Origin of the sequence: Paenibacillus sp. FSL M8-0228, from assembly GCF_038007385.1 — a bacterium.
In the GTDB taxonomy this organism is placed as follows: Bacteria; Bacillota; Bacilli; order Paenibacillales; family Paenibacillaceae; genus Paenibacillus; species Paenibacillus polymyxa_D.
In genome coordinates this window covers 5,578,953-5,601,947 of sequence record NZ_JBBOXA010000001.1, presented here as the reverse complement: position 1 = coordinate 5,601,947, position 22,995 = coordinate 5,578,953, and the positions used below count along the sequence as shown (strand labels likewise).

22 protein-coding genes and 2 pseudogenes are annotated in these 22,995 nt (G+C 43.9%); 15 read left to right on the top strand and 9 right to left on the bottom strand.

The features are described 5' to 3' along the window. Positions 1-221: 221 nt before the first annotated feature. The 7 genes and pseudogenes from MKY98_RS25360 to MKY98_RS25335 all read left to right on the top strand — a co-directional run bounded on the left by MKY98_RS25360 (position 222) and on the right by MKY98_RS25335 (position 5,880). Positions 222-479 (top strand): SunI/YnzG family protein, encoded by a 258-nt coding sequence (locus tag MKY98_RS25360; protein WP_069012233.1) that lies wholly within the window; start codon positions 222-224, stop codon positions 477-479. A 736-nt stretch (positions 480-1,215) separates the two neighbouring features. Further along, entirely contained in the window at positions 1,216-1,389 is a 174-nt protein-coding gene (locus MKY98_RS25355) for a hypothetical protein (protein ID WP_176715749.1), read from the top strand. Further along, complete coding sequence (locus MKY98_RS25350) at positions 1,386-1,991, top strand: zeta toxin family protein (RefSeq protein ID WP_069012232.1); 606 nt, start codon at positions 1,386-1,388, stop codon at positions 1,989-1,991. The genes MKY98_RS25355 and MKY98_RS25350 overlap by 4 nt, the downstream gene beginning before the upstream one ends. Before the next feature lie 227 nt (positions 1,992-2,218). Continuing rightward, positions 2,219-2,589 (top strand): annotated as a pseudogene (locus tag MKY98_RS27135) (hypothetical protein); the annotation flags it as partial. A gap of 214 nt (positions 2,590-2,803) precedes the next feature. Next, positions 2,804-3,034 carry an aspartyl-phosphate phosphatase Spo0E family protein gene (locus MKY98_RS25345; protein WP_069012231.1) on the top strand — a complete coding sequence of 77 codons (231 nt, stop codon included), beginning with the start codon at positions 2,804-2,806 and terminating at the stop codon, positions 3,032-3,034. 816 nt (positions 3,035-3,850) lie between these two features. Beyond that, on the top strand, positions 3,851-4,951 hold the full coding sequence (locus tag MKY98_RS25340) for a hypothetical protein (protein WP_069012230.1): 1,101 nt from the start codon (positions 3,851-3,853) through the stop codon (positions 4,949-4,951). Between the two features lie 53 nt (positions 4,952-5,004). Beyond that, positions 5,005-5,880, top strand: coding sequence for a copper amine oxidase N-terminal domain-containing protein (locus MKY98_RS25335; protein ID WP_069012229.1), 876 nt, complete (start codon positions 5,005-5,007; stop codon positions 5,878-5,880). Positions 5,881-6,047: 167 nt separating this feature from the next. Here the strand turns inward: MKY98_RS25335 and MKY98_RS25330 are convergent, their stop codons facing one another. From MKY98_RS25330 to MKY98_RS25310, 5 genes and pseudogenes are all read right to left on the bottom strand, one after another. Next, the gene (locus tag MKY98_RS25330) at positions 6,048-6,506 is read right to left on the bottom strand and encodes an AbrB/MazE/SpoVT family DNA-binding domain-containing protein (RefSeq protein ID WP_039275279.1); all 459 of its coding nucleotides are present in this window, start codon (positions 6,504-6,506) and stop codon (positions 6,048-6,050) included. Positions 6,507-6,997: 491 nt separating this feature from the next. Beyond that, a pseudogene (locus MKY98_RS25325) lies at positions 6,998-7,228 on the bottom strand (AraC family transcriptional regulator); the annotation flags it as partial. A 392-nt stretch (positions 7,229-7,620) separates the two neighbouring features. Beyond that, entirely contained in the window at positions 7,621-7,968 is a 348-nt protein-coding gene (locus MKY98_RS25320; protein WP_029518726.1) for a KGG domain-containing protein, read from the bottom strand. A 123-nt stretch (positions 7,969-8,091) separates the two neighbouring features. Then, the gene (locus tag MKY98_RS25315; RefSeq protein ID WP_069012227.1) at positions 8,092-8,853 is read right to left on the bottom strand and encodes an ABC transporter permease; all 762 of its coding nucleotides are present in this window, start codon (positions 8,851-8,853) and stop codon (positions 8,092-8,094) included. Then, positions 8,850-9,590: an ABC transporter ATP-binding protein gene (locus MKY98_RS25310; RefSeq protein ID WP_069012226.1), complete on the bottom strand. Its 741-nt coding sequence runs from the start codon at positions 9,588-9,590 to the stop codon at positions 8,850-8,852. Before MKY98_RS25310 ends, MKY98_RS25315 begins: the two co-directional genes overlap by 4 nt. Positions 9,591-9,832: 242 nt before the next feature. On the opposite strand from MKY98_RS25310, the gene MKY98_RS25305 reads away from it, so the two are divergent. The 4 genes from MKY98_RS25305 to MKY98_RS25290 all read left to right on the top strand — a co-directional run bounded on the left by MKY98_RS25305 (position 9,833) and on the right by MKY98_RS25290 (position 14,128). Next, on the top strand, positions 9,833-10,432 hold the full coding sequence (locus MKY98_RS25305; protein WP_069012225.1) for a TetR/AcrR family transcriptional regulator: 600 nt from the start codon (positions 9,833-9,835) through the stop codon (positions 10,430-10,432). A 100-nt stretch (positions 10,433-10,532) separates the two neighbouring features. Next, complete coding sequence (locus tag MKY98_RS25300) at positions 10,533-11,174, top strand: SDR family oxidoreductase (protein ID WP_069012224.1); 642 nt, start codon at positions 10,533-10,535, stop codon at positions 11,172-11,174. 374 nt (positions 11,175-11,548) lie between these two features. Next, positions 11,549-12,259: an MBL fold metallo-hydrolase gene (locus MKY98_RS25295; protein ID WP_069012223.1), complete on the top strand. Its 711-nt coding sequence runs from the start codon at positions 11,549-11,551 to the stop codon at positions 12,257-12,259. A gap of 99 nt (positions 12,260-12,358) precedes the next feature. Further along, positions 12,359-14,128: a glycosyltransferase 87 family protein gene (locus tag MKY98_RS25290; protein WP_069012222.1), complete on the top strand. Its 1,770-nt coding sequence runs from the start codon at positions 12,359-12,361 to the stop codon at positions 14,126-14,128. Positions 14,129-14,260: 132 nt separating this feature from the next. On the opposite strand, the gene MKY98_RS25285 is transcribed toward MKY98_RS25290, so the two are convergent. From MKY98_RS25285 to MKY98_RS25270, 4 genes are all read right to left on the bottom strand, one after another. Beyond that, on the bottom strand, positions 14,261-14,965 hold the full coding sequence (locus MKY98_RS25285; RefSeq protein WP_029518719.1) for a Crp/Fnr family transcriptional regulator: 705 nt from the start codon (positions 14,963-14,965) through the stop codon (positions 14,261-14,263). Between the two features lie 61 nt (positions 14,966-15,026). Next, positions 15,027-15,197 carry a rubredoxin gene (rd, locus tag MKY98_RS25280; protein ID WP_069012221.1) on the bottom strand — a complete coding sequence of 57 codons (171 nt, stop codon included), beginning with the start codon at positions 15,195-15,197 and terminating at the stop codon, positions 15,027-15,029. 2 nt (positions 15,198-15,199) lie between these two features. Beyond that, on the bottom strand, positions 15,200-16,393 hold the full coding sequence (locus MKY98_RS25275; RefSeq protein WP_069012220.1) for an NAD(P)/FAD-dependent oxidoreductase: 1,194 nt from the start codon (positions 16,391-16,393) through the stop codon (positions 15,200-15,202). A gap of 36 nt (positions 16,394-16,429) precedes the next feature. Next, positions 16,430-17,665 carry an FprA family A-type flavoprotein gene (locus MKY98_RS25270; RefSeq protein ID WP_039271834.1) on the bottom strand — a complete coding sequence of 412 codons (1,236 nt, stop codon included), beginning with the start codon at positions 17,663-17,665 and terminating at the stop codon, positions 16,430-16,432. A gap of 347 nt (positions 17,666-18,012) precedes the next feature. Here MKY98_RS25270 and MKY98_RS25265 point away from each other — a divergent pair, with 347 nt between their 5' ends. From MKY98_RS25265 to MKY98_RS25250, 4 genes are all read left to right on the top strand, one after another. Beyond that, complete coding sequence (locus tag MKY98_RS25265; RefSeq protein ID WP_069012219.1) at positions 18,013-18,354, top strand: cupin domain-containing protein; 342 nt, start codon at positions 18,013-18,015, stop codon at positions 18,352-18,354. 114 nt (positions 18,355-18,468) lie between these two features. After that, positions 18,469-19,242, top strand: coding sequence for a class I SAM-dependent methyltransferase (locus MKY98_RS25260; protein ID WP_029518715.1), 774 nt, complete (start codon positions 18,469-18,471; stop codon positions 19,240-19,242). A gap of 273 nt (positions 19,243-19,515) precedes the next feature. Next, positions 19,516-21,147, top strand: a complete 1,632-nt coding sequence (locus MKY98_RS25255; protein WP_029518714.1) for a response regulator — start codon at positions 19,516-19,518, stop codon at positions 21,145-21,147. Further along, positions 21,144-22,907, top strand: a complete 1,764-nt coding sequence (locus MKY98_RS25250; RefSeq protein ID WP_069012218.1) for a sensor histidine kinase — start codon at positions 21,144-21,146, stop codon at positions 22,905-22,907. Before MKY98_RS25255 ends, MKY98_RS25250 begins: the two co-directional genes overlap by 4 nt. The last annotated feature ends 88 nt before the right edge of the window (positions 22,908-22,995 follow it).

Genomic DNA, 22,995 nt, shown 5'->3' with positions numbered 1-22,995 from the left:
ACCAAGTGGATCTCTCTACGGGAAACTAACCCTAAGTTTCCACGGCTAGTATAACACAGCTTTTGGGAAAACATGTTGAAATTTTCTGTAAGCAATTAGCGGCTTCTCGTAGAGGTGGTCAGGAAGCTTCATTCTATACAAATCATGCTATAGGCATTTCTAACAAAAGTGTCGCATTTCATTTTACAATTTGTATTGAAAAAAATTTAGGAGGAAATGGCATGTTGGGAATCGGTATAAAAGAGGAAAGCAATAACTTAGTTATTACTTGGCAGTTATCTAGGATAGAATTATCTCTTGGTGATATTGAAGATGTTTTTTTTGATAATACTTATGCAGGACAAGAGGAAAGTGCAATAAGAATTGGTACCCCTTATGCTACAACGGATAGAGTTGTAATTAAAACAAATTCAAAGACCTATATTTTGTTTACTACAAATGGTCAGAATATTCTTGAAAAAATACAGTCCTATCTTTGATGAGCTGTCCACAAAAATACAGCATGGTATACTGCAGTAGAGTGATAATTTATACTTTTATAGGACAGACATGATCTGCATTGTACCTCATTGCTCAAAATGAGCAATGAGGTATGTACATATATCTGCCAAGGGCATCGAACATTTAGAATCTAACTATATTTAAACTCTAGCGTAAAAGTTGGCTTGCTTGGTTGTCCTAGGAAGGATTTTGACTGTAACTGCTACTGGTTTTGGAGGGGAGGGAGAACCTTATAAACTTCCTGATAAAACCAAAGAGGTTGCTATCTCGACATTTTCGGAATATATAAATGTTTTATGAGCCTGACAAAGTAGACGACAATTTAGAAGATAATTTCAAGTGATTTTAATTTTTCAATTTTCTAATCAAACGGTCCAAAGCGTATCCAATGAGATACCAGAAAACTAGTGTAGTGAAGTAAACAATGGTTATGGGGATGTCTGCTTCTCGCACAAATCGAAATGATTCATTTCATTGCCTATACCTCCGCAATTGTATTTGTTGTAATAGACGAATAAAAAAGCTGAAGGTAGCATTTATACCAAATTTATTTATTAATATGTATTAAAAAGAACGATATTTCGATCCTATTTACTTATCACGATTTTTAGCCGTACGGTATTCGTGTGGTTTTGAGTGACGCTGGATTCTTTCAGACTTTTCGATTTGTGATATACTCTCGATATATGAATTGTATGGGAGGGTGATGGCTGAATGAATCGTACACACGACCTAGGCAAGCTAATCAAACTAACTGGAGATAGAGCAAAACTGGACGCTAAAGCAAATGGCACATATATCGTCTACAAAACGCCGGATGGTCATTTTGTTAAAGAGTACAGTAATGGTCAAGTCGAACGAATTAAAGAACAGGATATTTTATCATGAGTGAGCCGTTTGCTACTATGTTTGTATTCGCAGGAAACAACGGAAGTGGCAAGAGTACAATTCGTAATCTAATCGTTGATAAACTTGGTGTAAGTGTTAATATCGATCCAGATGCGTTAGCGCGAGGGATTGATCGTGAAAACCCTGATCGACACAAAGTATCGGCAGGAAAGGAAGCAATTAAGCTAGCGCGGGATTGTATAAGAAATAAACGAGATTTTACCGTAGAGACGACACTTGCTGGTGGCAATGTGATTCGACAAATGCGAGTGGCAAAAGAAAAGGGCTTTGAAGTTATTATGTTTTATGTGGGCCTTGGTGATTATCGTCTTAATATCGAGCGAGTTGCTGCACGAGTTCGAAATGGGGGTCACCACATTGATACCGCTGATATTATAAGACGGCATCAGACCTCGCTGGACAATCTTCTCTTACATCAAAAACTTATCGATCATTTAATTGTCATTGACAACAGTAGCTCAGATGGCGTGATTGTATTGGAATCAGATAGTGAAACGATGAAACATCATGCGGCGTTGTTACCGGATTGGGTTAAAATCATTGATAGTTACTTGCAAAATAAAAATGCTGATCAAGAATAAACCGATCACTGTATGACTCAGTGATCGGTTTACTCTATATTTACATCGTATTGTGTCCACAATGTCAATTCGATGTTGCACCTCAAAATAGAATTCGTTAGTAATAAACTGTTATTATTTTTCAACAGACTTTAGCAAGACGATGAACAGCATCCTGATCGTAGCGGCTTCTTCGGATTCTTTATCTCTACACTTTTTTCACTGGACGTAGCACTGCGTAGCCATATCGGTATCATGTCGACATTGATCATATTCTTCAGCGCTTTGAGACTCAAATTGCAGCATACCAAGAACCAGAACATACAAATTCATTAGCAGAGCAGCAAGTTTTACTCGAAGAAGCCGCACGATTCTGGTATAAGTTAGCTAAATATAACCTGTTTAAAGAAAGATACCTTTATGGCTTTAAATGCTTAACAGAAGCTTTGAAAAAATCTGGTATAATTAACCATGTACTACTTATATCTAATTGTGCAGGCTTATTTTTCCGTTTCAGTGAATACGCTGATCCTGAAACACAGGCCCAAATTAGTTCCGCTTATGAGGAGGTGTGGAAAAAAATGATCAAGAAGATGGCTTTAGTTTTGGCTACAATTAGTTTTTTACTGGTATTTGCCCTACCAGTTCCAACCGGAATCCCAAGCTCGAGCACAATCGAAGTACAAGGACACATCGGTACATTTTAATGAATACCAAATTGTTATCTCCGGCCAGCCCTTCAGCTGGCTTTTTTTATCTTTTGGCTAAAAAACGCATACAATGTATTTGTTTATTTTCTCCTAAAGTGAAAATAACTAGGAGGAAATGAAAATATGAACATAGATGAATCCTTAATTAAACAATTGGAAAGTGCCAGACAACGATTGCATGATCTTTACAAACAGTATGGCGGCTTCGGACATTCATGTGTTCTTGAGCAATCAATGATTTTGGACGAACTAATTAACCAGTACAATCGTATGTACCAGACTAAAGAGTTACATCACAATGTTCAGGCATCCCCCCAATCCTTTTTATGCAAAACTATTTCTCTTCCCACATAACGTTCATAATTATGCTATAAAATGCTTTGAATGATATATATATATATATATTTTCTCAAGTCATAAAATGTAAATAATTTGGTACGTGTACAAACATTGTAGTAGCAACTTCTACAACTCACAAAGCATGTTTGCTACGTTACCGAGCAGGGTAGAAACTACTGTGCAGGCAGAAGGGGTAGAGATTGACCCGGGGAAATGATACGATGTTTCGATCGGTCAAGGCACGACATTGATAACGGGCCAGAGCACGACATGTCTGATCCTTTTTGGCTTAGGAGTAGCTACTTCGTGGGTATCTGTTCATTATCCGTTCCTAATCCCATTCGTTCTATTTTTCAGCCTATCAAAATTTGAGAGACGGGTGTAAAGTAATACAACAGAGCTTTATTCAATTCATAACAAGAAATGAATATCTAATTGTGTTACTTGAATTTTGTCAAAATTGGCTCGGGGGGTTGCACCCACCGGGCTATTTGTGTCGTTGCCGTAATACTTTTTTATTTTTTTAGTGTCCTATTGAAAAAAATCTTTGGATTTATTAGGGATGGCAATAATTACCAGAGGTATTCCAACTTCTATAAAGAAATGTAAAGTAACAAATGATTATTCAATTAAATGTCATTTGTTTAATGTGTATGGCAAAAAGGAGAGTGGGGTATGTCATAAGAACAATATGAAACTGATGTATTTTTCATGAGAGGAAGAGTATCACACTACAAAAAAATTACAAAAATTTTACATGGTTGTAGTGTACATTTATTCCAGAAACGCGTAAGGTATATTTATGTAAAAAAAAGAGAGGATGGAAGATGAATGAAATTTAGCTTTAATGGTAAAATAAAAAAAACAATGTTAGTGATCCCTTTGCTTGCAATGACAGTCTTTCCGTGTCTTACGGGTGCGGAAGGCGTTTCGAATCAGGAATTAGCTAAGCCGGCTTCTGTCTCAGATGATACTTATAAGGCCACTGAAATTGGAAAGTATGGTGTTGAGCCCGAATTGCTAGACTCTAAAACTTTTATTGATCCCCATATCACCGGTACTGATAGAGCTACCATTTTAGATGTAATGAAAGACATACCTGCTGCAGAAAGAACCAATGTAGTATACATTCGAGATGATGGAGAGATTTTTGCAAACAAGCCCGAATTATTGAAGCAATGGTCAAATGCAGAGCAAATAGGAGAAAATTTATTTAAAACTAAAGAAGGACAAACTATCGCTGCTCCAAAGCAAACATGCGATCTTACACAATCTTTCTCAACTCAAAATGTTTCATGTGCTCCTTCTGATGGACCATATAGAAAGGTTCAATCAAATACCGGATACTCATGGTTTTCTGGATATGTATATCTACCTTCTCAAAATAGAGGGCAAATGCATGATGAGAATAAACCTGGAGGAAATGGTGATACAGCCCACATTTATGCAGGTGGAATTGCAGCAAATGAGGTTGATGCGGGTTTTTTCCATCAGCCTACAAACGATAACTGGGCAATGTTCATAAGACAGAATGGCTATTCACGAGGTCTAGTCTTTGAATCGGGCCAAAATGTATTTTTGAAATTTTATGTTCCAACGTCTGATAGAGTCGCTTTGTATGCAGCGGGTTCCATTGTAGGTAGTTCTCAAAAAGATTGCACTGTGGTAAGAGATGTTAAGGGTTGGAATACTAGTGGCTATAATCAATCTATTAAACGATCGACAACTATAGCGTCTACAGGTTCTCCACATTCTGGATCGTTTATTAACGGAGTTCACTGGTACAATTCTTATATTGGCACAAGCTCAACAAATAATTCTCCGTGGACTACATCGTCACAAACTGCAGGATACTGCAATGTACCGAGTTCGCAAGTTACAGCTTCATTTATTAATCCTGGTGAAGAAACTGTAAATATTAGAGTTCCGTAAATGTTTGCAACAAAAAAATACTTTGCTTCGTTATATAAACGGAGGGTAAAAAAATGAAACGAAAATATTTTTATAGAACGGCTGTATTATCTCTTGCAGTTCTTGTGAGTGCTATATTTGGAACCTCTTCTTATAACGCTACTGCAGCACCGATTAATCACTCTATTCATGTCAAAGGAACCTCATTGCTCAAAGTGAATGATTATGATGTTTTGTACTGCACACCGATTGGTCCCTACGTTAATGAAGAAAAACGTCTCATGGTTCCGCTTCGTTCCGTTGCCGAGCTTCTTGGTGCAAAAGTTGATTATAACGGTAAACTTCAGGAAGCAAAAATCAGGTGGAGTTCAAATGAAATTGTGTTTCAAAAGGGAGCAAAAACATATAAACTGAACAATACTCCAGCACAGATGGACACTCAACCCGAAGTGATTCAGGATGCCTTTGTCATTCCGCTTGGAGTATTGCTGAGAAGTATGAATATCCCGTTTGAGTACAAGAACAACAAAGTGATTTTAAAAAATCCGTCTTTTGACCAAAGCAAGATTTTTCAAAATGTAATAGAAGCGGACCGAGGAAGATTCATTCTTGACAATCCTTCTGCACTGGATATTCAAAATTTCAAGCTTGTGGAAGAGAAAAACTCAGCAGGCGAAACCAGAGGGAGTATTACGGTGAGTGGATTAAATCGGACAGGCTCTACGATTAGAGAAGGGAAAGAAGATTTGCACATCATTTGCTTATTTAATCAAACGTTGGATATGGATGCAGACTTCGCGTCTATAGATATCCCGGATCGAAAACGTCCAAAAGTTAATCCGGAAGGCAGCGTGTCTCAAAGTCTGTCGTATCTCAAAATAAATGATGACCCTTTGCAGTATATACTAACTGCCGGAAGAACAATACAAACGAAGAATGAACGAAAATAGTAATTTAAATATAAATGGCATGGAGCTGAACCTCATCGATCGTTTAATATGGCCATCCAGTGGCCAATAAACAGATCGACGAGCAGCAGTTATCACGCTGGCTTGAAAGTAGCTCCTATAAAATCTGAAGGCTCCTTAAAATAGGGAGCCTTTTTCAATTCTGCTGTCTACAGTAATTTTTTAAGTTGCGAAACACGCCCTTGCGATATACCAAGTTGTTTAGCATATTCTTTTTGGGAGGCGTTTGGATCTGATTCAATAAGCCTTCTAAGCTTATCAAGCATTTGCGGTGCGGATTGATACATTCTTTTTTTAGTTTTCGGATAAACATGATCTGCAGCTGCTGGATAGGGAGAAGGTAATTTACTGGAACCTGGATGACTCTTCAGCTCGCGAATGCAGTTTACACACATAAATGAGTCTCTAAAGTAAGTTAAGCCCTCCAATGATCCGCACAGCATGCAAGCAACTCCAATATACTTCCGAAGGCAAAGAATACCCGCCTCTTCATCAAGGAAGAATTCAATGGGATCGCCTATCTCGTAATCTAGCACTCTCCGCATTTCTTTGGGAATGACAATACGACCTAGCGCATCTAAGGGACGTGTCATACCTGTACTTTTCAATGATTTCACTCCTTTTCACCCTAATAATATCAAATAATTCAATATAATGGTACTAATTTACATGGTTAGGGAGCGCATGCGTATGTGACACCACCCGCAAAGTAGATGTTATTATATGGGGGAATCTATTAGTTTTGACATTGGATTTAATTTGGGCGTATTGCTGTGCTCATGTGAGCCGACCAGCGCCGGGAAAATCGCTGGATTTTCCCGGCGCTGGTCCCGTGGTCAGAGACGCAGCCAAATGATTTTTCGACAGCCTGGAAGAGCATCCCTACGGATGCCCTTTTTTATTCATATAGCAGCACATATACCTCGTCATTGTGTCCGTAAAGGTATATCTTTACAAACACTCAAATTTAGTCCGAAAATTTGTTTGTAAAGGTAGCTATTTATAATTACAAACGTTTATAATTAACTTGCCACCTTTTTAAACACTTGGAGGACATTGATTTTGACTTCAGCTTCTTGCGAATGCTCCTTAACCATCTAACATCGAGGATGCGGACATTGCTATCCCGGAGTTCCAGTGCAGCACGGCTAATCCGGCGCATCCACACATAATCCCTTAACGTCATTCCTGTAAGAGAATGAAACTGCTTTGTACAGTAGTAAGGGGAGTAGCCTAACTGATTGGACATTCTCAACAATGAAGGTGCTGAAGTAAGATTATTATCAATCCAATCGATCATGAGCTGGACCATTTCGTTCCATTCGTACACGAGGGTTCCCTCCTTTCGACTCCATCTTAACAGCCGGAATGCAGGAATATTTGACTTGAGTTGCATGCACTCTTTTGTAGCCATGAACCTTTAATCAAGGGTTATGTTAGTACCTGCTGTCTTGTTCGCAATAAGTAGGATGACATTCGCGCAAACCTCCCATAATCTATTCTTTGATTTGTAATAAAATATGTATGATTGGTTATTTAACCTGTTTATGTATATTGTAAGGTGTATGATCGGATGATGAAAGTAGATTTCACACAAAAAGCCTACCTGCCGGAACACTGGCAGATAGGCTTTTATAACATAAACATTCACTATACTTCGTAACCATATGCAGTCTGTGTCTTTACATTGCAACTGCACCGACAACGTATCCTGATCTGTCGTTAGTTATTTTTACGTTGGCGTGCGCGAGCCTCGCCGCCTTTGCGGCCTGCTTCTTCCCTACTCATTTTCCCGTCGCTATCACTTTGGTCTGAATTGCCACGGGCTTCGCCGCCCTTGCGTCCGATTTCCTGATAGAATTCCTTGTCATGGTTTTTGGAAGTGGCTTCGCCGCCTTTTTCACCAATTTCCTGGTAGAAGTCCTTGCCATGATTTTTGGAAGTGGCCTCGCCACCTTTTTCGCCAATCTCTTGGTAAAATTCTTTGTCGTGATTTTTAGCAGTAGCTTCTCCACCTAGACGTCCTGCTTCTTCGCGACTCATTTTGCCATTTTGGTTGTTGTTAGCCATGTTCAATCACTCCTCATCGAATTTTAGTAAAGCGGGTACGTGTATCTATTAACCTTTGTGTCAGGAATTAAACATGTCCCTTTTATTTTGCCAAATAGCAGATAACTGGGGATATTCACCTGATTAGCGTTCCCATGCTTCGGTGTGCAGTTGTTGCTGGCGGTTAAATAATGCCGGATAAATGAACAGGCTGAGCAGCACGCTGGTCAAAATAGCAGAGGTCATGGTGGTAAATACGATGAGCAATTGCAAACGCACGGCGGCAATCGGATTGGCACCTGCGATGATTTGTCCGGTCATCATGCCGGGAAGCTGGACAAGCCCCAGCGTTTTCTGCCCCTCAATGGTTGGAATCATACTGGAACGTATGCAATCCTTGAGTATAGGGAAGATGGCTTGTCTAGGCGTGCCGCCTAACGCCAGAATGAGCATGATTTCAGGCTTGCGCAGCAGGACTTCCGACTTGAGCCGGGATAGCAGCAGACTGGACAAAATCATGGAGCTGCCAATGATCATACCGCTAATCGGAATCATATATCGGGCTGTCGCCGGAATAATATGCAGGCCAATGAGGAATGTCTGTGTAACGATTTCCACACACAGCAAAGTCAGGAATGACTTCCACATGAGACCGGGGATAAATCGTCCTTTGCGCGCAACATTTTGTGAGGCTACGGTAATCATGAGCAGAATGAATAATACGATAAACCCGTAGCTTTGCATCCCAAAAATCAAATGCAATACATATCCAATCGCCAGCAGTTGAACCGACGCTCTGATCGTGGCGATGATCATGTCTCGGTCCAGACCGAGTTTGAAGGATTTGGACATGACGATGGCGATAAATACAAAACCGAGAGAGAGAATCAAGGCAACAATCGTCATACCCATTCTCCTGCTACAAACTTTCGGGTCTCACTATGCTGCGGAGCATTAAAAAACGTCTCCGTATCCGCTTGTTCTATCAGTCTTCCGTCGATCATTAGCCATGTTTCGTGGCCTACTCTGCGGGCTTGTTCCATATGATGCGTAATCCAGATCATCGTTGTTCCCTCTTCTTTGTTCATTTGCAGCAGCAGTTCCTCAACCTCTTTGACCGAGGCAGGGTCCAGTGCAGAAGTAATCTCATCCAGCAGTAAAATATCCGGGCGGTTCGCAAGCGTCCGCGCCAAGGCCAAGCGTTGTCTTTGTCCGCCAGACAGTTCCTGCGCCTTCTGTTCCAACAGATCGCGGGTGAGCCCTACGCGTTCCAACAGGCTGGCAGGGTCATCCAGAACTGTACCGTGCAGCCGTTCTACGGTTTGGAGATTGTACAGGACAGTTCCCTGAAGCATGGGGGCATCCTGAAAAACCAATGCGACTTTCCGTCTCAGTTCAGGGATCTCCCACTCCGATATAGGTTTGCCGAGGACACGGATTTCCCCTTCATCCGGTGTCATTAGGAGGTTACACAGTGAAAGCAACGTGCTTTTACCAGACCCCGATGGACCGACCAACGTGGTGATTTTGCCGGGGGAAACTTTTGCGGTAATCCCGTTCAGAACCGCACGTTGTTGTCCAGACCCGGTGAAATATTTGATGATGTGGTTAAATTCAATAGCTGGAAGTGGTTTGGGTTCCATAGATATAGCTAGCTCCTTTGTAGGGGATCGAGAAAGGGATCAGATCCGTTCTATGATCTTATTTTTTATTATATCAGTAATGACTGCTATGCTCTTCTGTAAAGATTCGATGCAGGTTGGCTGCGGTAAACGGCATTTTCTTTGTATAAACTAACAGGATTAGTTAAAATAGAATCTGGATCGATTCTGTACATGTATAAGGAACCGAATTACATAGAAATTCGATGAAAGGAGACAGGATGATGTCGCCTAGAAACGGAGTAAAGCTGCAAGATATTCTGCGGGCTGCCGAGGACATTGCCAATGAACAAGGGATGGGGGATGTCACGCTCACCACGCTGGCGCAAAAGTTGCACATTCGCCCTCCGTCTTTGTATAACCACGTGGACGGATTGAATGGACTGCGCCAAGTACTGGCATTGCACAGTCTCGAACAGTTGGAGGAAGCTTTGATGAGCGCAGCAGTTGGTAGAGCGGGCGCAGATGCGCTAACCGCTATGGGGAAGGCGTATATGCGGTATGCTCGCGAGCGACCCGGTTTGTATGAAGCGATGCTGTATGCAACTGATCGAAATGATACCGAAATGAGGCAGGCTGCGGATCGCGTGGCCGAGCTGGTCATTGCCGTCCTGTCCAGTGGTTATGGCTTTAAGGAAGAAGATTGCATTCATGCAGCGAGGGGATTCCGTAGCCTGCTTCATGGATTTGCCTCGCTTGAACAAAAGGGCGGGTTTGGTTTGCCTGTGGAGGTGGACTGGAGCATAGAGGTGATGATGGCTACCTTTTTGGCAGGTCTGCGTGTGCAGCAAGAACGAGATGGTGAGCTGACCAAAGAAGTCTGATTTCAACCTGATGCAGCTAACATGATTGCGTCGCAGACCCGAAGGGTAAAATACATCTGTATAATGTAGATGAGAGACTCTGAATACAGGGGGGATATGAGTGAACGTACTGGTGATTGGCGCAAATGGAAAAGTAGGCAGACATCTTGTTCGTCTACTGGGGCAAAATAAATCGCATCGTGTAAAGGCGTTGATTCGCCATTCGGATCAGGCTGAAGCGCTTGAACGTTTGGGAGCAGAAACGGTGGTAGCTGACCTCGAAGGGACGGTTGGTGAAATTGCCGAAGCTATAAAAGGTAGCGATGCTATCGTATTCACGGCAGGCTCCGGTGGAAAAACAGGAGCGGATAAAACGCTGCTCATCGACCTGGATGGAGCAGTCAAGGCGATGGAAGCCGCCGAACAAGCAGGTATCCAACGCTTCGTTATGGTCAGCGCCCTACATGCGGAGAAACGGGAGCAGTGGCCCGAATCCATTAAACCGTATTATGTGGCGAAGCATTACGCTGACCGCCTGTTAGAAGCGAGCAACCTGGACTACACGATTCTTCGTCCGGGTGGCCTGACGGATGATGTGGGCACCGGCAAAGTTGCTACTGGTGAGGATCGCACCAGCCACACCATTTCTCGTGAAGATGTGGCGGCAGCGGTCATAGCAGTGCTGGAGGAACAGCAGACGTATCATCGTTCAATTAATTTGGTGTCTGGCAGTACACCTATTGCTGAGGCAATCCGGCTGTAATTACGGTGAAGTTGTTGGATCCATTTCTTTTGAGAATGTTTCTTCAAAGCTATGCTTTTTCTCGTATAAGTTGTACCAAGTTTCTGCAATGATATCTGGATCTCCTGACATCACGATATCACCATTCCCAAGACTGGGCAAAGGGAGCGTGCAGGAAGATTCGTATCTAAGACTAATTTTTGCTTTGAGAGGCATCCACGGAGGCAGAGTTCCGGGGATGCTTTTTTGCTGTTTTTCTCAGTGTGATCGTCCCCGTAGTAGTCCCAAGCTCCAACTCCGGCTGAATAGCAGCAAAAACAGTTGCTTAAAACTAATTATATTAATTATAATACTAATATAATTAGTTTGTGATGAAGACAAGGAGATGAGCTGAAATGCGTATTGTTCAGGTACAGCATCTGTATCAATTGACGTTTATGCCCCGGCTGTTCCCGGTGAACTGTTATTTGGTGGAGGAGAAAGAGGGGCTCACCTTAGTAGATGCCGGATTGCCATACAGTACCCGTGGTATAGAGCAGGCTGCGGCGCGGATCGGGCAGCCGATTATTCGAATTGTACTTACCCATGCCCATGGGGATCATGTGGGTGCGTTGGATAAGCTGAAGGCAAGGTATCCTGACGCGCAAGTATTCATTTCAAGGCGGGACGCACCGCTGCTACAGGGCGATGTATCGTTGGAGGCAGGGGAACCGGATACTCCAATTCGGGGCGATGTACCAAAGCATATCCTTACCCAGCCAGACGTTTTACTGGAGGATGGGGATCATGTGGGTTCGCTGTTGGCAATCAGCGCACCAGGACATACGCCGGGCTCGATGGCATTTTTGGATACTCGTACCCGAGCGTTGATTGCAGGCGACGCCTTCCAGACCCGAGGGGGTATAGCGGTATCGGGAAGGGTTAAGCCGCTGTTTCCTTTTCCGGCACTGGCTACCTGGAACAAGGAAATTTCGATGAAAAGCGCCAAAAAGCTGGCGAGTTTCAATCCATCTTTATTAGCTGTCGGTCACGGCAACATGCTGAAACATCCACAATCTCAGCTGGAAAGAGCGATTATGGAGATGGAGCGACAATCTTCAGTGTGATGATTCGGTATTCAGCCAACATTCAGCCAGAACTCACAAAGTCCTAAGCTAAGGCAGATACAATATGGGAAAATAGAAACAGAGAGAGGTGCATCGGATTTGAACGTTTGGAAAGCGAACGGTCTGAAATATATACTTCTATTTAGTCTCATATTGTGTGCTGTCGCTAGTGTCGTTTCGTTATGGAGTTATTCAGGTAGCTCCGCGTCCCAGTCTGCGGCTGTTAGGCAGGGCACATCCGGCGGGTTCGGGGGAGGAGGCGGACCTGGCGGAGGTATGGGGGGGCCGAATCAACCTACCAACTCCTCCACGGAGGAGACATCGATATCGGGCGGCAAGGATACAACGGCCGGGAATGATACGTCTGCATCGGACAGCAGTAGTGCCGCCAGAGACGGTCAGCACAGAGGCCCCGGAGGCATGTCTGGTAACGGATCTGGAATGGGCATGGGTGGTCCTGTCGGTGGTATGGGTGGTGGAAGAAGTGGGAATTCTTCATCTGCTTATGCGACTCCGCTGGCGATTTTCGCCGCTTTGTTCTTCGGTGCATTCGTGTTTATCGCGTACCGGTTTCGGGCTCGTGATTGGAAGCTCGGGGAACATAATCGAGGACTGATGCTGTGGACTGTGCTGGGGGTGGGGTTCTTTTTAAGAATGGCGATCGCCCCATGGATCTCGGGTCACATGGATTTAATGCTATTCCAGAACTGGGCTACGACAGCAGCGGATAGCTTATCGGGCTTTTACACGAACGGATCAAGTGATTATCCTCCGTTCTATATTTATATTTTATATGTGATCGGTCAAATCAGCTCTACGGATGCTTTCAGTCCCTATATGTCCGTACTGCTGCGGCTTCCCAATATATTAGCCGATATTGTGACAGCGTACATGCTGTATCGGTTGGCAAGCAAACGGGTCGGCTTTGGAATAAGCCTGGGATTAGCTATATTTTACGTGTTTAACCCAGCTGTATTTATCAATTCGACCTTCTGGGGGCAGGTAGATTCTTTCTTTACTATGCTGATTGTGGGCATGATTGTGCTGCTTGTGGAAAACCGGGTCGGCTGGTCAGCCGTATTGTTTACGTTAGCCGTATTGATGAAGCCGCAGGGAATTATTTATGGGCCTGTTCTATTCTTTGAGCTGCTGAGACAACGTAAAATACAGCCTTGGCTGTTGTCCATGGGCGGTGCTGTTGTGACGACCATTCTGGTCATATTGCCATTCTCGTGGGGGCAAGAGCCGTTATGGCTGCTTGACCTATACAAGGGAACGGTCGGCGAGTATCCGTATGCTTCGGTGAACGCGTATAATTTCTTTGCACTGATTGGTGGCAATTATACGCAGGACACTACAACGTTGTTCCTGTTCAGTTACCATACGTGGGGTATGATCTGCATTGTGTTGGTGACTCTATTTACGTGGTGGATGTATATCCGCAGTCGCAAACCACAATTTGCAGCGGCAGCTGCATTGGTACTCATTGCAGGTGTATTTACCTTCGCTTCCAGCATGCATGAACGGTACTTGTTCCCTGCGGCGGCGTTAGCTGTACTGGCGTATCTGTATTTGCGAGACCGCAGATTTTTATGGCTTGCAGGTGGATTCAGTCTTACGATTTTCCTGAATACCTTTGATATCTTCTATAGCTCCAATTCTCGGGATCAATACGGTATTATTTTGTGTGTGACATCATTGTTGAATGTGTTGTTGTTTGGGTATTTGGTCAAAGTAGTGTGGGATTGCTCCAAATCGACCACGATTGAGACTGCTCCTTCCACAGACAGAGTTTCGCCAGAAGTTCCCTCAGCGCGGCCTGCATGGGGAGCGTCTTCCCAAGGCGTGAACACGACAATTGATCGTTAGTGGAGTATAAAATACGGTAAAAAACCGCCTTTTAACGAAATGGAAGTGGTTGATAGATCAACTGCAATCCATAAGTTAAAGAAGCGGTTTTTTTGTTGTCCTCATGTTAGAGTAACATTGTATCTATGTGTCTCAATCCATATATTCGTTCAGTTTTTGTACATCGCAGATGGTAATCTCTCGTGTACCCTTGCTATGAATAATCCCCAGCTGTTCAAATTTTCCAAATTTACGGCTGATGGTTTCGCGGGTGACACCCACATAATTAGCCATTTCTTCGCGTGAAAGGGGGAGATTTATTTTAATATTGGAGCCATCCGGCTTGCCGTATTTATGTCCAAGCTCAAGAATCATATAGGCGATACGGATTTCCGGGTCTTTGGTAGCTAGGCTTTGAGCCAGATTCTCGGTATGTGCCAAGCGTTTAGTAATGGTTTTGAGCAGCTTCAAAGAGATATCGGGATTGTTGCGGATCAACTGCTCCATATCATCCTTGGTGAGCATACAAATATCAGTATCTTTTAAGGCATACGCACTAAAGTTACTCAGCTCATCGCTGTTAAATATGTTCAACTCGCCAAAAAAATCGCCAGTTGTTAGAATGTGCAGGATTTGCTCCTTACCCTGAGGCGTCATCTTCAGCAGCTTGACATGCCCGCTTTTAATAATGTACAGCGTATCGGATGCTTGTTCCTCGATAATTAGGGCCTCACCCTTCTGATATTTTCGGTGTCGGATCATGGAGCTGACCTTACACAAATCTTCGCAGGACAAAGAGGAAAAGATAGGTACTTTGCGGGCACAGGGCTCCTTTTCGCACTGGCAGGGGCAGGACATCTCATTCACATTCATTCACTCCATTCATAAACCGGAAACTACAGGTTATAGCGCATGGTTGTTATTCTGTATCATCTATTGGAGAAAAATGGCTTTGATCCTCACCGCAGACCGGACAAACCCAGTCCTCTGGGAGATCCTCAAACGCTGTACCTGGCATTACGTCTTCATCGGGGTCGCCGATTGCAGGATCATAAATATATCCACAGGGTTGACATACATATTTTTTCATCTTTAGTTCTCCTTGTCATTCAAAATTTTTGTAAGCTCTGGTGCGTCCGGTTTGAGTCCCTGCATGATGGCTGTTTTGTAGGGTAGTGAAGCAAGGGCATCCCCAAAGCCAATCACGCCGCAGATAGAGCCGTCTTGTATGAACATACGTGTATAAGAAGCTTGACTTTTAGTAATCAGGCTGGTGTCGCAGACTCGTTCATCTACTAGACCGATGGAAAAGAGAGGGGATTCGTAGCAGTTCGACAGGGTTACAGGGAGGGGACGCTGATAGCTGACGGATGCGCCCGCCATATTGGCGCCTGCTATTTTTCCTTGCTCCATTGCGCTTTCCCATAACCCATCTACTCTACCCTGAAATTCGGCTGCATCACCTGCTGCATAGATATTGGTGGCGCTGGTCTCCATCTGCGCATTCACCAGAATGCCTTGTCCAATACCAAGGTCGATTTGGCGAGCAAGCTCCGTATTAGGTACAATTCCGATAGAGTACACGACATGCTCGCAGGGGATAACAGAGCCGTCCTGTAGTTCCACACCTTCTACGTGATCTGTGCCTTTAATACGTTGTACGCCTTGCCCAAGGTGTACCTGAGTACCCCGTTCGGTTATACGATCGGTCAAAATAGCAGAGGCTTTTTCATCTAGCTGGCGGGGCATAAGCCGATGCGAAGCTTCCAGTATGATTACAGAATACCCTGCTTGCTGGAAGGACCAGGCGGTTTCCACGCCTTGAATACCGCCGCCGATGATGCATATCCGGTCTCCCTGTCGCAATTCCGCTTTAAGGCTATCTGCATCTTGTCGAAAACGGATATTGTGAACGTTCCTTAGAGAAGCCCCCTCTAGCACAAGCTTACGGTTGTGAGCTCCTGTACACAGTAGCAGCTTGTCATAAGCAACGGTTTGTCCATTTATGGTTTGGATAGTACGATCCTCAGGCTGTATCTCGGTTATCTTGATGCCGGAATACACATGAATTCGTTGATTGGCAAACCATTTTTCCTTTTTGATCAGGATTTTGTCGCTGTGCAAATCAGTGAACAGTCCCTTGGAAAGTTTGACTCTGTTGTACGGAAAGGATGCTTCCTCTCCATAAATAGATATTTCAGCCAGCTCATCATGATCTCTAATCGCCTTTGCTGCGTTGACGGCGGCGACACTGCCTCCGATAATAACGTAATGTTGGTTACCCATTCAGTATCTCTCCTATTCGCTATATGCTACTGTGTTTTAAATAACACTAAGCAGTAGATCTGAGACAAATTCAGCGGCATTTTTAATTTTTTTCACTTTTTCAACATCTGTAGGAGAGAAACGAATACGTACCGGGAATTCCACATGGGTCATACCTGTTGATTTGATTACATCTGAAGTACTTTGGACCTTCATATTGGTACCGTTCAAGTAATCCTGCACGACTTCAATAGCTTCCCCGCTCCAACCGTAGGAACCAAAGGCAGCAGCCAGCTTGCCTTCCAGATTCATCTTTTGCATTTGTTGCAATAGGTCTTCCAATTTGCCCGTCATATCAGCATATTTAGTAGAGCTACCGACGAAAACAGCATCCGCTGAGGCAATACTATTCAATATTTCCGTTTCATCGGCTTTATCCACATCCCATAGCTCCACCTTGATTTGGTTCTCCAAAAAGCAATCTTTCAGAATGTTTGCCATTTTTTTAGTGTTATTTTTTAGGGTGGCATAAACAATCGCTACTTTTTTATCCTCCTTGGTTTCGGTACTCATAGAGGCGTACAAATCGATAAACTTGGCAATATCATGCCGGATTGCGAAGCCGTGGGAAGGTGCAATCATCTCAATATCCAGATCGGCAACAGCTTCGATTAATGTGCGCACATATCTGCGATGTGGATGAATAATAGCCTGATAGTATCCGACAAAGTCCTCGGTGATATCAAAACCAGCCTCGTCGGCAAATAGATGCTCTACAGCCACGTGTGTACTGAAAATATCGCAAGGGAACAAGATTTTATCTTCTATGCAGTACGTAATCATGGTTTCTTCCGTATGCAGGTAAGGTGTTTCTTTGAACAGCAGCGTTTTGCCTCCAATGTCCAGTTGATCTCCATCCTTGATGACGAGGAAGTTGCGATGCTGAAGCTTGTACATTTGTTGAATTTCCGGAACGGCAATCTCAGTGCAGACGATCGTAGCGTTTGTTGCCTTGGAGGCGAGTGCCGCCAATCCACCCGAGTGATCTGGTTCCGTGTGATTGACGATAATATATTGAATATCCAATGGATCGATCAATTCGGCAACAGCCTCTGCAAATTCTCTACCGAACGCCATATCTACGGTATCTACAATGGTCGGTTTTCCGGTTTTCAATAGATATGCATTATAGGTTGTGCCCTTAGATAGTAGAAGACGATGAAAGGGAACCTCACGATTATCAATTTTTCCTACCCAATAAATATCCTTTGCCAGTTGGAATCCTGGTTTCATAGGAACAACCTCCTGCTTGTTTTTGTTTGTCTAACACAATTCGATTCTAGTTGGATGTGTCGATGAAAAAGATGATTGAAATCAAATTTTTAAATATTTCAAAAGTATTTTTGACTTTAGGATTTTGCAAAATTCGATTCCAGTCGCCCCAAAGTACAATATATAGACGAACTAGACCATTTCGATCTATATATTTTGTTCATTGAAAGTCGCTTATTGGATTTTTGCAAAATCCTCCTTAAATTTAGTTTTGTGATTGCAATCACAAGGCGAGCGAAATAATCCAATACAATAAAGGTATAAATCCATCTTAAGCAATTTAATTCCAAACAGGAGCGTGAACCAATATGAAAAAATCAAACCTCATTCAATTTCAGGAATATAAGGAAGCAGCCTTTACAAAACGAATTGTGCATAAGGAAGCCGACAATGTAATTTTTATTCTCAACTTTACTCCTAATGCCGAGCTGCCAACACATAATCACCCGGGAGCGAATGTATATTTGCTTGTTCTTGAAGGCAGCGGTACTGTAACTGTGAACGGCGAAGCAACGGAAGTTGTCCAAGGGGATATCATTCATGTTACAGGCGATGAACACTTTTCCTATCGTGGCGGTTCAGAGACGAATTCCAGTCTGCATGTAGTGTTGACCCAAACGCCAAGTGAAAGCTATGCACAAAACATATAAAAGAGAACATAGCAGCAAGATGCTCATATAAAAAAAAGAAAATGGTTATTTTTTTTACACTCGTATTGATAATGAATATCATTATCAAATTTTGAGAAGAGGTGTTAATGGCCAATGCAGACAGTAGATTACAATCAGGTGCCAGGGCACTGGGTATTAGCAAGTCTCGGTAAGCGCGTGCTTAGGCCCGGAGGGTTAAAAACGACACGTTGGATGATAGAGGGACTTGACGTAACCGGGCAGGATGAGGTCATTGAGTTTGCCCCCGGATTGGGTATAACTGCCCAAATCACACTACAGCTTAATCCCCGCCGTTATATTGCGATTGAACAGAATGAGAAGGCGGCCTCTATCGTAAAAACGTATGCAAGCGGAGCAAACCGGGAAGTCATTATTGCCGATGCTGAACAAGTTCCGTTGCCGGATGCCTCTGCGACGGTGGTATATGGGGAAGCCATGCTGACGATGCACACAAGGGCCAAGAAAGCGCAGATTATTTCGGAAGCCAGGCGGCTTTTGAAAGTAGGCGGGAAGTTTGCTATCCATGAGATGTGCCTTGCTCCTAGCCATATTGAGCCTGCGCTCAGAAAGCAAATTTACAAGGACTTGGCTGTAGCCATGCGAGTTAACGCGACACCGTTGACGGTGTCAGAGTGGGAACAGTTGCTGAAAGAGGAAGGCTTTAAGGTCGTTAAAATCTATACGGTTCCCATGCACTTATTGCATCTGCCACGTATCATTCAGGACGAGGGCTGGTTGAGACTTGGAAAAATCACCTTTAACCTTATGCGTAACCATGCTGCCCGGACAAGGGTTATGGGTATGCGCAAGCAGTTTGTAAAGTACGCCGACCATCTGCAAGCGGTCAGTATCATCGCTGAGCGATAGCCTGAATTCACGAATAAGAGAATAATAAAGCTTTTTACGCAATAGCAAAAAAAGGAGACGACCCCCCATTCAGGGATTCGTCTCCTTTTTGTATATTTGCTGCTTGGCTTGGCTGCTGGTGTGCGCATGCTTTGCACCCCTCTATTTGTCATATCATAGGTGTGGTGAAAATTTCCAATCCCTGATGTTTTTACATTATCATAGTGACTAAGATCGTTGGAATAGTTAACTAAAATAATAAAATAGGCGTACATCAAAAGGAGGAAGCGTGTTATGAAGCTGCATCGAGCCATTGTGGTAGATGATGAAACCTTTACTCGTAAAGGGCTGCTTCAACTCATGGATTGGCAAGCCTGTGGTTTTGAAATCGTAGGAGAAGCTGATAACGGTGAGGATGCGCTGGAGCTAATCAGCCGTATTCACCCGGACCTGGTCATTACCGATATTCGTATGCCTGTGCTCGACGGATTAGAGCTGATTCGATCTGTGCTCGAACAGAGTACAGAACATCCCGCGTTTATTATCTTAAGCGGCTATAGTGATTTCGCTTATGCGCAGCAGGCAATCCGCTATGGGGTTCATGATTTTATGCTTAAGCCGATTGATGAGGGTGACTTTTCGGCTACATTGCGCAAGCTGAGTGAGAGACTGCATCGTGAACAACAGAATGCGCAACGATATCAGAATCACCATGCAGGTGGGTTGTTAGAGACTGTGATGATGAACCCAGTGGATGATGTAGTGGTGACACAGTGGGAGCAGCAACTACGGCTTGAGGAGGCCACTTCTATGTACTATGTACTCGTCGAGCTGAATGACCAACATCCCTGGCGCTCTGGTGACAATAATATTATGCTATCGCTTTTCCAATTCAGGGAGCTTATAGAGCAAGCACTTCATCGTTTAATGGATGGCAAGTACCCTCTCTATGTCCATGAGCATCGCAACCGAATTGGTCTTATCGTACCGGACTTCTTTTTGAACTATTTTCAAGGCAAGGTCGAAGTCTTTATGAAAGCGCTACAACAGGAGATAGAGGGGATGAAGTCACTAAAAGACCAGCTGGGAAGTCGGGTTTTCATTTATGCAGGAAAGCCTGTGAATCGGTTGCAGGATATCCAGCAGTCCTATGCCTGTGCGAAGGAGGCAGTGCTCCATAAATACATTTATGACCATAGCGGTATTGTTGTATATCTACAGGAGGGAATGCCACCACTCCACTATAAGACCATACATCAGGACGTACTGGATCGCATGACGGAACAAGTCGAGGAACTGCGGTTGGAGGAGCTGCGTGTGGCCGTGGATAATTTATTTAGCAGCTTTCGGGAGGAGTGTTATGCACCTGAGGCTGTGAAAATGAGTTTGCATCAATGCGTACTTAGTATCGTTCGGGTCATTCAAAACATGCAGGGAGATGAGCGCTCACTTCGGTCACTAGAACCGATGATGAACTGGCAGGACATGAACCTGTCCCTGGGTGAACTACAGCGATTGTTTACAGCTTTTGCAGAGGAAAGTGGAAGGTATATTGGGGTTCTGCGCAAGGATTGTCAGCAGGGAGGCATCCAGCACATCCGTGCTTACATTGAGCAGCATGCCGCCGAGAATATAAGCCTGAAAAGTATTGCGGCTCGCTTTTACATGAACCCGGTGTACCTCGGTCAATTGTTCAGAAAAACGTATGGTGTGTACTTTAACGAATTCTTGCTGAAATTGCGCGTTCAGGAGGCAAAACGTTTGTTGCGGCAGACGGATCTGCGGATTTATGAAATTGCGGAGCGCGTGGGCTTTGGCAGTTCAGACTATTTTGTTACCCAGTTTGAAAAGACGGCGCACGCCACGCCTAGTGAATACCGCAACAGCCTGAGTATTGGCGACGAGCCAGAGAGGGCCGGCGAATGAAGATGCTGAGGACGACTCTTGATCATGTGCGATTGCGGGATAAAATGCTGCTGCTTTATTTTCTGTGTGTTTTCGCGCCTGTAGTGTTGACCAATCTGGTTTTTTACCATGTTACCTCACAAAATGTGAAAGAACAGCGTATTCAGGATATTTCGCGTGCACTGGAACAGATTAAAATTGAATTTTACCGTGAATTTGAAGATGCGATGGAAATCTCGTCTATCTTTTATACCGATCATCAGCTCAATGAGGTGTTGGAACAAACATATCCCCACCCTGCTGATTATATTGCTGCCTATGACTCTTATTTACGTCGTATCTTGAACAATAATTACAGTCCTGTATACCATTCCGTAGGTGGAATTACGATCTACACCGATAATTCAACGCTGCTGGATTCCGGGGGAGTCAGTTTTATAGATGAGAGGGTCAGAAGCTTGCCCTGGTATACCAAAATCCCGCCTGGACGCCAGTCCAAGCCTATATTTGTACGTACCGATGACAGTACAGGCGAACAGCTGCACCCTTTCAGCCTGATTCGGCGGATGAACTACTTTTATTCCCAAAATGGTCGTGAAAAAATACTGAAAATAGAACTGCGAATGTCGTCCATTCGTGAGATTTTCAACAACCTGAATTTGCAGGGAAGTCTCTTTCTGCTGAACGAACGAGGGGAAATCGAATATACAACGGATCCCAAAGTTGCTATAAACCACAAAAGTGTGGCCTATAGCACCCTCAAGCTGCCCGAGGACACGATGGAGTTCAAGACGAATTATGTGCTTACGAGCAATCTGAACGGCTGGAGCATTGTGGCAGCGGTATCCAGAGATGAAATGCTGTATGAAATGCAGGAATCCCGCAACTTTGTGCTCTTGTTAACCTGTGTAAATATGCTGTTACCTACATTAATTATTATCTGGATTACACGTTCGCTGAACGTGAGGATTCATCGTATTTTAAAGCACATGAAAAAGGTGAAAAACCAGCATTTTGAGCTGATTCCCGGTACAGAGTCGCGAGATGAAATCGGGCAATTAACAGGTGAGTTTAACCGGATGACGCTGAAAATAAAGCGACTGATTAACGATGTGTATATGGCTGATATTCAACGAAAAAATCTGGAAATTCAGCGCAGACATGCCCAGTTGAATGCACTTCACAGCCAGATCAACCCCCATTTCCTGTTCAATGCGCTGGAGACGATTCGCATGAGGAGCTTGATGAAGCATGAGGATGAGACAGCGCACATTATTCATAACATGGCACGGATATTCCGCAATTCGCTGGTGTGGAACAAGGATCGGGTTACTTTGCGGGAGGAGCTGGAGCTGATCCGTTGTTTTCTGGAAATCCAGCAATATCGCTTTGGTGAGCGAATACAGTACGAAGTGCAGGCGCGCTCTGAAGACTTGGACAATCTGCTTCCCAAAATGGTCGCGCTGACACTGGTTGAAAATGCAAGTATCCACGGCATTGAGCCGCTAAAGCATGGGGGACGCATTGAGATTCATTTTGAGCATGAGGAAGGACAACTGATTCTAACGGTTCGAGATGATGGGGTGGGCATATCTGAGGAACAGGTACAACGTTTATATGGTTACATGCAAAGGCAGGAAGAAATGGGTGAGCGTATAGGTCTGCAAAATGTCATCTATCGTCTTAAACTTTACTACGGGAGCCGCTTTGAGCTTGCCATACGCAGTGCCCCCGGCGTGGGTACGGAGATACGAATTAGGATTCCTGCGGATCGGGAGTGAGGTGGAGAGCGGTACCTATTTTGCTTTGAAGGACCTTTACCTATAGTTTCCTAAGTAACACCTTTAGATTGGCAGGTGAACGAAATGG

Bases quoted from the DNA above. Each gene is read 5' to 3' on its own strand.
- MKY98_RS25360 (WP_069012233.1), top strand. From the start codon at position 222: ATGTTGGGAATCGGTATAAAAGAGGAAAGCAATAACTTAGTTATTACT.
- MKY98_RS25355 (WP_176715749.1), top strand. From the start codon at position 1,216: ATGAATCGTACACACGACCTAGGCAAGCTAATCAAACTAACTGGAGAT.
- MKY98_RS25350 (WP_069012232.1), top strand. From the start codon at position 1,386: ATGAGTGAGCCGTTTGCTACTATGTTTGTATTCGCAGGAAACAACGGA.
- MKY98_RS25345 (WP_069012231.1), top strand. From the start codon at position 2,804: ATGAACATAGATGAATCCTTAATTAAACAATTGGAAAGTGCCAGACAA.
- MKY98_RS25340 (WP_069012230.1), top strand. From the start codon at position 3,851: ATGAAATTTAGCTTTAATGGTAAAATAAAAAAAACAATGTTAGTGATC.
- MKY98_RS25335 (WP_069012229.1), top strand. From the start codon at position 5,005: ATGAAACGAAAATATTTTTATAGAACGGCTGTATTATCTCTTGCAGTT.
- MKY98_RS25320 (WP_029518726.1), bottom strand. From the start codon at position 7,968: ATGGCTAACAACAACCAAAATGGCAAAATGAGTCGCGAAGAAGCAGGA.
- MKY98_RS25315 (WP_069012227.1), bottom strand. From the start codon at position 8,853: ATGACGATTGTTGCCTTGATTCTCTCTCTCGGTTTTGTATTTATCGCC.
- MKY98_RS25310 (WP_069012226.1), bottom strand. From the start codon at position 9,590: ATGGAACCCAAACCACTTCCAGCTATTGAATTTAACCACATCATCAAA.
- MKY98_RS25305 (WP_069012225.1), top strand. From the start codon at position 9,833: ATGTCGCCTAGAAACGGAGTAAAGCTGCAAGATATTCTGCGGGCTGCC.
- MKY98_RS25295 (WP_069012223.1), top strand. From the start codon at position 11,549: ATGCGTATTGTTCAGGTACAGCATCTGTATCAATTGACGTTTATGCCC.
- MKY98_RS25285 (WP_029518719.1), bottom strand. From the start codon at position 14,965: ATGTCCTGCCCCTGCCAGTGCGAAAAGGAGCCCTGTGCCCGCAAAGTA.
- rd (WP_069012221.1), bottom strand. From the start codon at position 15,197: ATGAAAAAATATGTATGTCAACCCTGTGGATATATTTATGATCCTGCA.
- MKY98_RS25275 (WP_069012220.1), bottom strand. From the start codon at position 16,393: ATGGGTAACCAACATTACGTTATTATCGGAGGCAGTGTCGCCGCCGTC.
- MKY98_RS25270 (WP_039271834.1), bottom strand. From the start codon at position 17,665: ATGAAACCAGGATTCCAACTGGCAAAGGATATTTATTGGGTAGGAAAA.
- MKY98_RS25265 (WP_069012219.1), top strand. From the start codon at position 18,013: ATGAAAAAATCAAACCTCATTCAATTTCAGGAATATAAGGAAGCAGCC.
- MKY98_RS25260 (WP_029518715.1), top strand. From the start codon at position 18,469: ATGCAGACAGTAGATTACAATCAGGTGCCAGGGCACTGGGTATTAGCA.
- MKY98_RS25255 (WP_029518714.1), top strand. From the start codon at position 19,516: ATGAAGCTGCATCGAGCCATTGTGGTAGATGATGAAACCTTTACTCGT.
- MKY98_RS25250 (WP_069012218.1), top strand. From the start codon at position 21,144: ATGAAGATGCTGAGGACGACTCTTGATCATGTGCGATTGCGGGATAAA.